Origin of the sequence: Roseibium salinum, from assembly GCF_026240905.1 — a bacterium.
Classification (GTDB): Bacteria; Pseudomonadota; Alphaproteobacteria; order Rhizobiales; family Stappiaceae; genus Roseibium; species Roseibium salinum.
On the sequence record NZ_JAPEVI010000003.1, the window covers coordinates 306,227 to 318,424 of the forward strand.

9 protein-coding genes are annotated in these 12,198 nt (G+C 62.3%); 3 read left to right on the plus strand and 6 right to left on the minus strand.

The features are described 5' to 3' along the window. Positions 1-167: 167 nt before the first annotated feature. Positions 168-3,884, plus strand: a complete 3,717-nt coding sequence (locus ON753_RS05865) for a tetratricopeptide repeat protein (protein WP_265961637.1) — start codon at positions 168-170, stop codon at positions 3,882-3,884. A 145-nt stretch (positions 3,885-4,029) separates the two neighbouring features. Here the strand turns inward: ON753_RS05865 and ilvC are convergent, their stop codons facing one another. Then, the gene (ilvC, locus tag ON753_RS05870) at positions 4,030-5,049 is read right to left on the minus strand and encodes a ketol-acid reductoisomerase (RefSeq protein ID WP_265961638.1); all 1,020 of its coding nucleotides are present in this window, start codon (positions 5,047-5,049) and stop codon (positions 4,030-4,032) included. A gap of 98 nt (positions 5,050-5,147) precedes the next feature. Then, positions 5,148-5,798, minus strand: a complete 651-nt coding sequence (locus ON753_RS05875) for a TetR/AcrR family transcriptional regulator (protein WP_265961639.1) — start codon at positions 5,796-5,798, stop codon at positions 5,148-5,150. A gap of 236 nt (positions 5,799-6,034) precedes the next feature. Here ON753_RS05875 and ON753_RS05880 point away from each other — a divergent pair, with 236 nt between their 5' ends. Further along, positions 6,035-6,628: a DJ-1/PfpI family protein gene (locus ON753_RS05880; protein WP_265961640.1), complete on the plus strand. Its 594-nt coding sequence runs from the start codon at positions 6,035-6,037 to the stop codon at positions 6,626-6,628. An 81-nt stretch (positions 6,629-6,709) separates the two neighbouring features. Then, on the plus strand, positions 6,710-7,060 hold the full coding sequence (locus tag ON753_RS05885; RefSeq protein ID WP_265961641.1) for a ribbon-helix-helix domain-containing protein: 351 nt from the start codon (positions 6,710-6,712) through the stop codon (positions 7,058-7,060). A gap of 26 nt (positions 7,061-7,086) precedes the next feature. On the opposite strand, the gene mdoH is transcribed toward ON753_RS05885, so the two are convergent. From mdoH to ON753_RS05905, 4 genes are all read right to left on the minus strand, one after another. Next, the gene (mdoH, locus tag ON753_RS05890) at positions 7,087-8,886 is read right to left on the minus strand and encodes a glucans biosynthesis glucosyltransferase MdoH (protein ID WP_265961642.1); all 1,800 of its coding nucleotides are present in this window, start codon (positions 8,884-8,886) and stop codon (positions 7,087-7,089) included. A gap of 1 nt (position 8,887) precedes the next feature. After that, positions 8,888-9,247, minus strand: coding sequence for a hypothetical protein (locus tag ON753_RS05895; RefSeq protein WP_265961643.1), 360 nt, complete (start codon positions 9,245-9,247; stop codon positions 8,888-8,890). A 20-nt stretch (positions 9,248-9,267) separates the two neighbouring features. Then, positions 9,268-10,872 (minus strand): OpgD/OpgG family glucan biosynthesis protein, encoded by a 1,605-nt coding sequence (locus ON753_RS05900; RefSeq protein ID WP_323054685.1) that lies wholly within the window; start codon positions 10,870-10,872, stop codon positions 9,268-9,270. Between the two features lie 198 nt (positions 10,873-11,070). After that, a complete protein-coding gene (locus ON753_RS05905) occupies positions 11,071-12,168 on the minus strand; it encodes an NAD(P)/FAD-dependent oxidoreductase (RefSeq protein WP_265961645.1) in 1,098 nt (365 codons plus the stop codon). Positions 12,169-12,198 lie beyond the last annotated feature (30 nt).

The following is a 12,198-nucleotide window of genomic DNA, read 5'->3' on the forward strand; positions in this document are numbered from 1 at the left end:
AATCGGGAGTGTCTGGGCGCAATTGCACGTCAGAGAACGCCCCATCATGTGCGTTCCGGACGCGGACTCGCGCCCTTTCAGGCAAGGTTTCCGCGGTCGGATGAGAAGGTTCTTGAATGGCATCCGCGTGTAGATTTCTGCAGTGGTGTCCGTGTCGGGTGGGCTCGATGAATTCTATTTATTTGACATTTTTCCTGGTCTGTTTTTCGGCCACTTCCGCGCTCGCGGTGTCGAACAAGAGCGGTGACGGCAACAAGGCACAAGGCTGGGGACAGCACACTCCGCGCCATGAGCTGGGCGGGTCCGACCAGTCCGGACGCAAGGCGCTGGAGAAGCTTCCTGATGCGCGCGAACTGGAAGAGCTGCTGGCCCGTGAGGCGGCACAGGATCCCGAGGACCTGTTCCTCCTGGGTCTCGCCTATGAAAACGACGAACTCTGGGAGCCGGATTACGAGAAGGCCTTTTCCTATTTCCAAAGGTCGGAAGACCTAGGGTTTCCCTATGCCAAGTCGCTGCTCGGCTATTACTACGAGACCGGTCTCGCCGGTGAGCAGGACTATGGCAAGGCGGCGTCCTACTATCAGCAGGGGGCCGATTTCGGGGACAGCTGGGCAGGTCTTCGTCTGGGCTTTCTGTATCTGGAAGGCCTCGGAGTTCGGAAGACCGAATCACAGGCCTTTTTCTGGATCCAGTGGGCGAGCCGGGATGGTTTGCCGGCCGCGACCGTCGCCCTCGGCTGGCTTTACGAGGACGGGATCGGAACACAGGCCGACGCGCGGATGGCGGCAAAGCTCTATCGGGAAGGGGCCGAAACCGGATCGCCGGACGGCTGGGTGCAGCTCGGTCTTCTGCATGAATATGGCGCGCTGGGCACCAGGGACCTGAGCGAAGCCGCCGCGCTGTATCAAAAAGCTGCGGATGCCGGCTCCTCCGAAGGGATACATCACGTCGGCACCATGTATTACTGGGGCCTCGGTGTCGAAAAGGACCGGGATCGCGCAGTAGTCCTTTTTCGCAAGGCCGCGCATATGGGTTATGCCTATGCTCATGTGTCCCTTGGCGTCGCCTTCGAGCAGGGCGGCGGGGTGGAGCAGAGTTTTAAGGAAGCGGCCGCGCAGTACCGGCTGGCGATCGAGGCGGAACGGCTTCCCAAAGCCCTGGCGTATCTGGCCTGGCTCTACCAGGAAGGTGACGGTGTCGAGCAGGATACCGCCAAGGCGCGGAAGCTTTACGAGGAAGCCGTTGCAGCGGGGGATCTCTTCGCACTGACCGAGTATGGATTTGCGCTTGTCAACGGAATCGGCGGCTTCGAGCAGGACGTCAATCGCGGTCGCAGGATGCTGCAGCAGGCAGCCGAAGAGGACCATATCCCCGCCTTGGCGGTATTGGGCGACATGTACGATGACGGCGTCGGGGTCGCGGCGGACCCGGTGGAAGCCATGTCCTGGTACGGCCGGGCCGAAAGCCTGGGCGATACCTACGCCATGCGCGCGCTTGGAGACCTCTACGCAAAGGGCGACGGCGTTCCGCACGATTTCGAAAAAGCGCTCGCGCTTTACGGCAAGGCCGCCGACAAGGGAGATCTGGAGGCGTTCATTGATCTCGGCCGGCTCTACGTCAGGGAAGGCTGGGAGGACCGGGACCATGCCAGAGCCATGGATTACTTCCGCAAGGCCGAGGAGGCCGGAGTGGAGGATGCTCTCGCAGCGCTCGGCTTCGCCTATTTCCACGGCGAATGGGTGGACGTCGATGACGTCCTTGCGCGGGACTATTTGCGACGCGCCACGGAAAACGGTCACACCTTTGCAGCGCACTACCTGGGTTACATGCAGGAGGAGGGTCTTGGCGGCCCCAGGGACATTGAGGCAGCCAGGAAGAGCTATGAATTGGGCGCAACGGGGGACAATCCCGATGCCGCTGTAAGACTTGCCTATCTCGCCGGAGAAGGCCGGGGCGACGATGCGGATGCTTGGGAGGTGCTGAAGTGGAAGATACGTGCCGGCGAACTCGGCGACGAGGTGGCGGCCTACGAGGCGGCGGAGGCCCTTACTGACGGCACTCTTCGCAGGGACCTCGACCAGGCCGCCCGCCTCTACCGGATCGCTGCCGACCAGGGCAATGTCGATGCTTCGGTCAAATGGGCGCGAATGCAGATCCTCGGGGAAGTGGAAAGCGCCGATTTCGGCGCAGGTCTTCAGGAAATGCAGCGTGTGGCGGACCAGCACGCGCTTTCAGCTCTGGCGCCGCTCACGCAGCTCATCTCCAAGGATGCGGAGACGGGTGGTCGTTGGCCGAAACAGCGGGAAACAGACCTCTTCCTCGGCCTGGCCTACGCCTATGGCATCGTCTTGCCGAAGAACATGGACAAGGCCGAAGAGCATCTGCGCCGCGCCGTTGACATGGATCCCGATCCATTCCCGCCGGCGCAATTCGCGCTTGCAAAGGCCCTGATGGATATGAGGCCGGAAACCGCGGAGACCAACGCCGAAATCATGCGGCTTGTCACTCTTGCGGCCAACAATGGAAACGTCAGCGCGCAGTTCACTCTTGGCCTGATCCTTGGACCGGGAACTCTTGAATGGCGGCAGTTCGGTGCAAAGAACTCGGCGACGGCGCTGATGTGGTACAGGCAGGCCGCGAAGCACAGCCTCGACGCGCGCCATCAGGTGGCCGTTGCCATCGCCGAAAACTGGGATGGCAAGAGCGATCCTGCGGCCGGCGTTGAAATGCTCGAAGACCTGGCGGCGGCAGGCTATTCGGAATCAGCCTACAGGCTTGGCTATTATGCCAGCTCCGAAGGGTCTGTTCTTTCCTACGATCCCGAGCGCGCGCTCGCCTGGTTTGAAAAGGCGGCACGGCTCGGCAGTGTCGAAGCACTGAATGCGATCGGCATCCTGCACGAGCAGGGCCTTCTGGCCGAATCGTCACCTGAAACGGCTTATCGCTATCTGCTGCAAGCCGCAGAGCAGGGCCATGTCGGGGCAATGGGATCGGTTGGGTGGCACCTCAAAAACGGGGTGGGGGTCAGAAAGGATGTCTTCGCGGCGGAAAGTTGGTACCTGAAATCGCTGGACGCCGGCGACAGCTGGGCGGAACTGAACCTTGCGATGCTCTACGTGGAGGGAGCCCGATCTTTCAGCGCCGACCAGTTGCAGGATGCGATCGCAATCTTGAACGTCCATGCAGAACGTGGCGATGGGTACGCTCTGATGACGCTCGGTCGTGCCTATGCTGAAGGAGGCGGTGTCGCCACGGATCCGGAAAAGGCATTGTCCTATTTCCGCGAGGCGGTTCAGGGCCAGCCCATGGCCGCGCACACCGCGCTTGGTAACTACTTCTACGACGGCAAGGGAGGCGCCGTGGATTATGACCTCGCCTTCGAGCATTTTTCCGTAGCGGCCGAGCTGGGAAGCACCATGTCGCAGAACAATGTCGGCTGGATGTATCAAAACGGACTTTCGGTAGAAAGGGACTATGAAAAGGCTGTCTCCTACTACCGGTCGGCGATTGACGGCAATTTTGCCGGAGCCTTCTCCGCTCTCGGCATCCTTTACCGGGAGGGATGGGGCGTCCCGCGTGATTACACCGAGGCCAACCGCTTGTTCAAGGAAGCCAGCGAGCGGGGCGATCTGTCGGGAAAGGCGAATGCCGCCTGGATGATGATCCACGGCCTGGGCATGCCGGAAAACAGGACGGAAGGCCTTGCCCTTCTCGAGGAAACCGCCACCCTGGACGACCACGATGGCACCTACTACCTGGCCGTACTCCTGGAGGAGGGCGAAATCGTCGCCCTGGATCTGAACCAGGCGAAGGCGTTGTACCGGATTGCGGCGGAGAAGGGGAATCTTCTGGCGAAGGCCGCTCTGAAACGGCTGGCGAAGTAGGTTTCACCGAAGGGCGGCGATTGCAGGCATCCCGGCTCGAGCAGCCCCCGGACGCCGTGACGTGGCCGCGGTCCTGCATTGCCAGCAAGAAAAAGACCGGACAACGCTGCCCGGCCTTTCGTTTGCGCGATCGGTTGGACGACCCTTAGTTTTTGGACTTGTCGACCAGGGCGTTGGACTTGATCCACGGCATCATGCCGCGCAGCTTTTCGCCGACTTCCTCGATCTGATGGGCGTCGTTGAGGCGGCGGGTTGCCTTGAACTTGGCGGCGCCGGCGCGGTATTCCTGCATCCAGTCGGAGGTGAACTTGCCGGTCTGGATGTCCTTCAGGACGCGCTTCATTTCCGCCTTGGTTTCCGCGGTCACGATGCGCGGGCCGGTGACATATTCACCCCACTCTGCGGTGTTGGAGATGGAGTAGTTCATGTTGGCGATGCCGCCTTCGTAGATCAGGTCGACGATCAGCTTCACTTCGTGCAGGCACTCGAAATAGGCCATTTCCGGAGCGTAGCCGGCTTCGACCAGCGTTTCGAAACCGGCGCGGATCAGTTCAACCAGACCGCCGCAGAGAACGGCCTGTTCGCCGAAGAGGTCGGTTTCGCACTCTTCCTGGAAGGTGGTTTCGATGATGCCCGACCGGCCGCCGCCGACGCCGCAGGCGTAGGAGAGGCCGAGGTCATGGGCGTTGCCGGACGCGTCCTGGTGAACGGCGATCAGGCACGGCACGCCGCCGCCCTTGACGTATTCGCCGCGCACGGTGTGGCCCGGGCCCTTGGGCGCAACCATCAGAACGTCGACGGTGGATTTCGCCTCGATCAGGCCGAAGTGAACGTTGAGGCCGTGAGCGAAGGCGATTGCGGCGCCGTCGCGGATGTTGCCGGCGATGTGGTCCTTGTAGATGTCGGCCTGCAGCTCGTCCGGAGTGGCCATCATCATCAGGTCGGCCCACGCCGCGGCTTCGGCGACGGACATGACCTTGAAGCCGTCGGCTTCGGCCTTCAGAGCCGTGGTGGACCCTTCGCGCAGCGCAACGGCAATGTCGGTGCAGCCGCTGTCCTTCAGGTTCATGGCATGGGCGCGGCCCTGGGAACCGTAGCCGATAACGGCGACCTTCTTGGATTTGATCAGGTTGATGTCAGCGTCACGATCGTAATAAACGCGCATGGGGTATCCTTTCTCCCGTTTGCATTCTGTCTTTGAAAATAGCCGGGTTTGATGCCGGTCCTTGTTGTGTCTGGTTGATGCCCTGCCGTCCGGGGCCGTCAAGCCTCGAACAGCCGGTAAAAGCGGTCCACAGCCGTTTCGGCCTGGGTTTTGAGATCCTTCTCCGCCGGGCCGGCGGATTCGCCGAGCAGGAGACGGACGTGAACGTCGCGGATCGCAAGGCCGTAGAGCACCTGGTAGGCGTCTTCGGCCTTGTCGAATTTCAACAGTCCGTGGCGGCGGCCGCTTTCCAGCATGGCGCGGGCGCGGGCGGAAATCATGTGCTTGCCGCGCACCAGAAGCAACTGGCCGAGCCGGTTGGAATTGGTGTTGGACTGGCCGATGGCGAGGCGGTTCAGCGCCAGAGAGGTCTCCGAGAACAGGACCGCGAGCAGAGCTTCGACAAACGCGGTCACGTGAGCGCGGAAGGTCGCGGCGTCCGCCGTCGCACCGGCTTCGGAGGGAAACTGCACCTGGCTTGCCTGATAGGCGACGACGGCCGCCAGAAGACCGTCGCGGTCGCCGAACCACTTGTAGAGGCTTTCCTTCGAGCAACTGGCCGTGCGGGCGAGCCCGGCCGTCGTCAACGCCTTTTCCCCGCCTTCGACCAGCAATGTCAGGGCGTGTTGCAGAACCACCTGCTGGCGCGGCGAGAACTCCGGCGCTGCATCCGTGCGGGAGGTGGCGATGTCAAAAGCGGTTGACGGCATTTTTCAAAGGTCGGTCTGTGTTGAACGGCATTCAGGCGCTGAACCGTACGGTACGGTTCGCAGGGGTTATGACATCACGACGGGGGGAGGTCAAGGGGGAATTTGCAGGCAGGCCGGCTTTGCAAGCCGGCCCTCGCAGTGGCGGAAAATCAACCTGTAGTAATCCCGTAATACCCGTTCATTCCCGTCCGCTGCTACGGTTTTCTTCTGCCAAATTTTGCATGGGAGGAAGAAGCATGACTGCCAAGAAAATTCTGATGATTACCGGGGACTTCACCGAGGACTACGAGACCATGGTGCCGTTCCAGACGCTGCTTGCCATGGGCTATGAGGTCGACGCGGTCTGCCCGGGAAAGAAGGCGGGCGAGACGGTGGCCACCTGCATCCACGATTTCGAAGGCGACCAGACCTACAGCGAAAAGCGCGGCCACAATTTCACGCTGAACGCCAGTTTTGCCGATGTCGATGTCGCAGCCTATGACGCGATCGTCATTCCGGGCGGGCGTGCGCCGGAATATCTGCGGCTCGACGCGGATGTTCTCAAGGCCGTTCGGTATTTCATGGAGGAGGGCAAGCCGGTGGCGGCGATCTGCCATGGCGCGCAGATCCTGACCGCCGCGAAGGTCATCGAGGGCCGCACCGTCTCCGCTTATCCGGCTTGCCGTCCGGAAGTGGAACTTGCCGGCGCGACCTATGCCGAGATCGCGATCGATGCCGCCGTGACCGACGGCAATCTTGTCACCGCCCCGGCGTGGCCGGCGCATCCGGCATGGCTCTCCCAGTTCAATGCGGTGTTGGGCGGCAAGGCGGCTGCTTCAATGGCGGCGTGACGACGTGATCTCCCAGGATTGCGCTTCGCTCGTCACCATGTGAGGATCCGGCTCTCATGCGCCGGGCCCAGGAGGAAAGCCATGTGCAAGCTTTTTATCGATTCTGATCCCGCGCTTTGGGAAAGTACGACGAAATCCCTGCGCATCGACGGCATGGTCACCTCGGTGCGGCTGGAGACGTTTTTCTGGAAGGTGCTCGACGAAATAGCAGCACGGGACGGGATGAATGTGGTGCAGCTGATCACACGGCTGCACCACGAAAGCATCGATGCCGGGCACGACCTCGGCAATTTCACAAGCTTCCTGCGCGTGTGCTGCGGCCGCTATCTTGCCCTGCAGCTGTCCGGAGACGTTCCGACCGACACGCGCCTGCCGATCGCCGGACTTGATGCCGACGGCATTCTGGAGGCCGAATCCGGCCGGGTGCACTGAAGCCCGGAACAACTCCAGCGAACCGGTTAAGCCGCCGCCACGCCGCCTTCCACGGCCCGAGCAGCGCCCGATGCCGGTTCGCTTTCCTGCAGGACGCTGCGCATTTCGGCTTCGATCTCAACCGGCCGCCTGTCGGAGGGAACCGCCAGTATTCCGAGCCAGCGGGTCGCCTTGCCGATAGCGACGGACGCGGTCATCCACACCAGCAGCGGCGCGAATACCAGCGGCAGGGCGACGGGCAGCAGCCAGTAGAACAGTTCCGGCACATAATAGTGCGAGAAGCCGACCCCCGCGATGCCGGTCAAAGCCATCCACCAGGTGGCGCTCATCGCGGCGCCGAAGGGCAGGGACCCGTCGTCGCGTTCTGCCGCGGGCCAGCCGGAATCCGCGCCTGTGAGCACCTGCATAACCGAGCGGCAGTGAAACATCATGTGGATCGGAGCCAGGATCGAGGTCAGGAGGATTTCGACCACGAAGCTGATGACGAGCCGTACCGGGCCGCCAAAATCCCTGGCGTCACCTCCCAGAAGGGCTCTGGCGACCAGCAGCAGCTTCGGCAGGATCAACAGCGCGACCAGTCCGAAGAGCAGGGCGAGGGCGATTGCCGTTTCCGGGTGCGGAAACACCGGGAAGGGCGAACGGCCGTCGAAATAGACCGGAGGCGGCGCCACCAGCGGCGCTGCGAGACTGGCCAGCAGGAACAGGAACCAGATGGGCGAGGCGAGATAGGCAAAGATGCCCTGCATGATGGAGATCCGGTTCCAGAAGCGGAAGCGGGGTGCGGCCAGGATGCGGCTGTGCTGCAGGTTGCCCTGGCACCAGCGCCGGTCGCGCTTGGCGTAGTCGACCATGTTCGCCGGCGCTTCCTCGTAGGATCCGGTCAGATCCGGATCGAGGCGCACTTTCCAGCCCTCGCGCGCCATCATGGCGGCTTCAACCGTGTCGTGGCTCAGGATCTGCCCGCCGAACGGCGGTTCGCCTTTCAGCGAGGCCATGCCGCAGGCGGCGGCAAAAGCCCTCGTGCGGATCAGGGCGTTATGACCCCAATAGGTTCCTTCCACGCCCTGAACGGCCGCAAGGCCGCGTGCGAAAAAGGGGCCGTAAAGGCAGGTCGCGAACTGCAGGAGACGGCCGAACAGCGTGTCGAGCCGGATGATCTGGGGAAGGGATTGCAGGATGCCGAGGCGCGGATCGGCCTCCATGCGCCGGACCATTTCGATAATGGTCCCGCCATCCATCAGACTGTCCGCGTCCAGAACCAGCATGTAGTCATAGGCACCGCCCGAGGTCTGCAGGAAGTCCGCGATATTGCCCGCCTTGCGGCCGATATTCTTCTCCCTGCGGCGGTAGAACAGCCGTCCGCCGGCCTGCTGCTTGATCAGAAGCTGCTCGTAGGCGCGCTGCTCCTTTGCCGCGACATCCGGTTTCGTGGTGTCCGAAAGGACGTAGAAGTCAAAACAGTCGGCGTCGGCGAGCGCGTCGACCGACTTCATGATCGCCCCGACCCGCGCGAAGACCGGGCCGGTCGCCTCGTTGTAGATCGGCATGAGAACGGCAGTGCGGCCCTTCGGCCGCGCCACAGTTCGCACGGGTTCGTCTGTCGGAAAGAGAACGCCGAAAAGGGCGATGCAGGCGCCCCAGGCCAGCCAGAACGCCGCAATGGCCATCAGGCCGATGCGCACGACGTCAAGCCAGTCGAACCCATCGGCCTGAACCACGATAGCGAACATGAAGGAAGCCGCCGTGGTCAGGCACACTGCGATCGTCCCCATGGCCAGACGCCGGAAATGCGCTGACCAGGCGGCGTCACCGGCTGGGTGCTGCATGTCAGCGGCTCCTTGTTACCGCCGGTGCCCGTTTCAGCTGGGGTCTTCCCGCCGCCAGGACCCTCTGCCAGCGCGCAATGACGGGGGCGAACCGCACGGACAGGGGCGGGGCGAGGTCGTGGGCCGGCATTTCGAGCCCGTGCCTGGGCGGGGGAACGATCATGGTCCGGATGACGCTCGCCCGCTCTTCGGGAAGACCTTGTCCGGCCGCAAGCGCACCGGGGGTGAGACTGTTGTCCTGATCGTAATGCCCGGACAGGGCATGAAGAAGAACGTCGTCGGAAAGATCCGGCCGCTTCATCACCTGGCGGATTTCTTCACACACAGATGCGCATTCGCTCGGATCCGAATTAGCGCTCATGGCAAGTTTCTCACGCGATGTCATGAGTTTCCACTCCACTGATACATCCATGTTTCAGTTACATCGGCTCCATCGAGTTGCAGGGCCAGAACGAATTCGACCGGGATTTTCAAGTCATCCCGTTCAACGTCCAGAACGGCCCTCCAGGTTCCGCCTTCCAGGCGCTGCACGAAATGATGTTTCGCAGTGCCGTTTTGGATCGAAAGGCGGGGTTTCAGCGGTGCGTCCGCACCAAGGCCGGAAATGGCCTCGCCGTCGAACTCCACCACAAACTTGCGGATTTTGGGATCGGGATCGGATGCGGCAGCCCCGCCGTGCCCGGTGGCGGTCCTGACAACCTGTGCCAGTTCCGTGCCGGGTTCGGGATCTCGTCCCCAGATCATCCGGTAGGCAAAACGGTGTTCGGAGCCGGCTTCCGTCTTGCCTTCCGGGACCCAGAACGCAACGATATTGTCGTAGATCTCCTTCTCTGCAGGGATTTCGGCGAGCATCACACTACCGTCGCCCCAACCATTCACCGGCTCGATCCAGAGGGATGGCCGGCTCTGATATTTGGCTTCGGTGTCCTGGTAACGCTCGAAACTGCGATCTCGTTGCAAAAGACCGAACCCGGCAGGATCTTTTTCTCCGAAGAAGGACAGCGACAGGGCTTCCGGATTGCGGACCGGCCGCCAGAGGCGCTGTCCGCTCTTGCGCAGGATCAGGAGGCCGTCATTGTCATGGACCTCCGGCCTGTAGTCGTCGAAACCTACCCGGTCGTTTTCGCCGAACAGGAACATCGAGGTCAAAGGAGCGATGCCCAGTCTTTCGACATCGTCCCGCAGGAAGATGCGGGCATCGACCTCAACGACGGTGTTGATCCCCGGCTTGATGACGAACTGATAGGCGGCCGCGACGCGATTGCTTTCAAGCTCCGCATAGAGGCGCATTTCGGCAGCGCCTTCCGCCGGACGCTCCAGATAGAACCTGGTGAATCTCGGAAATTCCTCCGGTCCGGCAATGGCGGTGTCGACGGCCAATCCCCTTGCGGACAGGCCATAGACGGTGCCCTTGCCCAGGGCGCGGAAGTAGCTGGCACCGAGGAAGACGATGAGCTCGTCGAAATAGTCCGGCGTGTTGAGGGGATGGTGGAGCCGGAATCCCGCGATGCCCGGCAGTTCGACGTTTTTGAAATGTGCCGGATCGAGCGGCTTGCGGTACTCGAAATCCGCGCCGGTGAAATGGATAGGACGGATTTCTCGTTCCGCGATTTCGTAAAGCTCGACGGGCTCCTTGAACAGCCAGCCAGGATGGAAGGCCTGCACCTGGTAGTTACTGGGCGTATCCTGCCAGACCGACCGTTCCGGCCGGAACCGGATGGCCCGGTGCTGGTCGTAGGTCATTTCGGCCAGGTTTCCCGGCAGCGCAGGCGTCGCCGGCGCGTAAGCTTCACCGGCCTTTGCCTTCATGCGCCCCACCAGAGCTTCGAAGTCGAACTTCTGACCAGGCGAGAAAGCTGCACCGCCTTCAGCGGGAGCGCCGTTCTCAGCGAGGGCAACGGTCGGCCATGCACCGCCTGCCAGCGAGCCTGCAGCCAGGGCCGTTGCGTACAAAAAATTGCGCCGATTGATCACGACGTTTGACACCTTGTTGAAATTAAAGAATTCTTTTTCTCATTAAGTCTGAATGAGCACAGGCAGTGTAGCGATTTTAAGGAGAAATACCGGCCAAAAAGTGGTATTTCAGTGCATTGCAGCATTGTCCGCCAGCTCGTTCATATCTCAACGGCTGATACAGTCAATGGGACATTTTTTAGGCAGATTTACGGAGTCTTTCGGGCGGTCTCAAGGAAGCGACGTGACCAGATTTCCGATGGCCAGCGCCGAGGTCAGTCCGGGCGATTCCATGCCGTAGAACGCGACCAGTCCGGGGATGCCATGGGCGGGCGGACCGTCGATGTGGAAATCGGCGGCAGGCTCGCCCGGGCCGGCGATCTTGGGCCGTATGCCGGAATAGTCCGGGACGAGGGAGCCGTCCGCCAGATCCGGCCAGTAGGCCCTTATCGCAGCGTAGAACTTGTCGCCGCGCGCCGGGTCGACCGGATAATCGAGGCTGTCGACCCATTCCACGTCCGGCCCGAAACGCGCCTGATGCTGCAGGTCGAACGTCAGATGCACGCCCAGGCCGCCAGGTTCCGGGACGGGATAGATCAGCCTTGAGAACGGGGCCTTGCCCTGGAGCTTGAAATAGCTGCCCTTGGCGAGAAAGGTCTCGGGTGCGCGGGCCTGCGGCAGGTCGCTCATCACGGCCGGCGTGCCGTGGCCAGCGGCAACGATCAGTTCCCTACAGGTGAGCGCATGGGTTTCGGTCCCTCCCGTGGCCGCATGCACCCGGAAGCCGCCGCCGGGAAGCGTCTCGATGCGTTCAACACGGGTATTCAGCACCACCTGACCGCCCGCGGCCTCCAGTCCGCCCTGAAGTGCGAGCATGAAGCCGTGGCTGTCGATAATGCCCGTCGACGGAGAGAGGAGGGCGCCCTGACAGGCAAGGGCCGGTTCGCTTTCCTCCAGTTGCCGCCGATCGAGGAAGACAAGGTCGGTGACGCCGTTCTCCGCCGCCTTCCGTCTGATCCGCTCAAGGTCCTTGAGCTGGGCTTTGCTGGCGGCAACGATCAGCTTGCCGATGCGCTCGTGCCCGACGCCGTTCTCCGCGCAGAAGCGGTAGAGCAGCTCCTTGCCGGAAACGCAGAGCCGCGCTTTCAGGCTGCCCGTCGGATAATAGATCCCGGCATGAATGACTTCCGAATTGCGCGCGCTTGTCTCCGAGCCGATCAGCCCGTGCTGTTCCAGCACCATGACCTCGCGCCCCGTCAAGGCCAGCGCCCTGGCGCAGGCAAGGCCGATCACCCCGGCTCCGACGACGACGGTCTCGATGTCATGCATGGACGGTCTCCTGTCGTGTCGCTCCGGGCG

Excerpts from the sequence above, each read along its gene's own strand:
- ON753_RS05885 (WP_265961641.1), top strand. The coding sequence starts at position 6,710 with ATGTGCAAGCTTTTTATCGATTCTGATCCCGCGCTTTGGGAAAGTACG.
- ON753_RS05865 (WP_265961637.1), top strand. The coding sequence starts at position 168 with ATGAATTCTATTTATTTGACATTTTTCCTGGTCTGTTTTTCGGCCACT.
- mdoH (WP_265961642.1), bottom strand. The coding sequence starts at position 8,886 with ATGCAGCACCCAGCCGGTGACGCCGCCTGGTCAGCGCATTTCCGGCGT.
- ilvC (WP_265961638.1), bottom strand. The coding sequence starts at position 5,049 with ATGCGCGTTTATTACGATCGTGACGCTGACATCAACCTGATCAAATCC.
- ON753_RS05880 (WP_265961640.1), top strand. The coding sequence starts at position 6,035 with ATGACTGCCAAGAAAATTCTGATGATTACCGGGGACTTCACCGAGGAC.
- ON753_RS05895 (WP_265961643.1), bottom strand. The coding sequence starts at position 9,247 with ATGAGCGCTAATTCGGATCCGAGCGAATGCGCATCTGTGTGTGAAGAA.
- ON753_RS05875 (WP_265961639.1), bottom strand. The coding sequence starts at position 5,798 with ATGCCGTCAACCGCTTTTGACATCGCCACCTCCCGCACGGATGCAGCG.
- ON753_RS05905 (WP_265961645.1), bottom strand. The coding sequence starts at position 12,168 with ATGCATGACATCGAGACCGTCGTCGTCGGAGCCGGGGTGATCGGCCTT.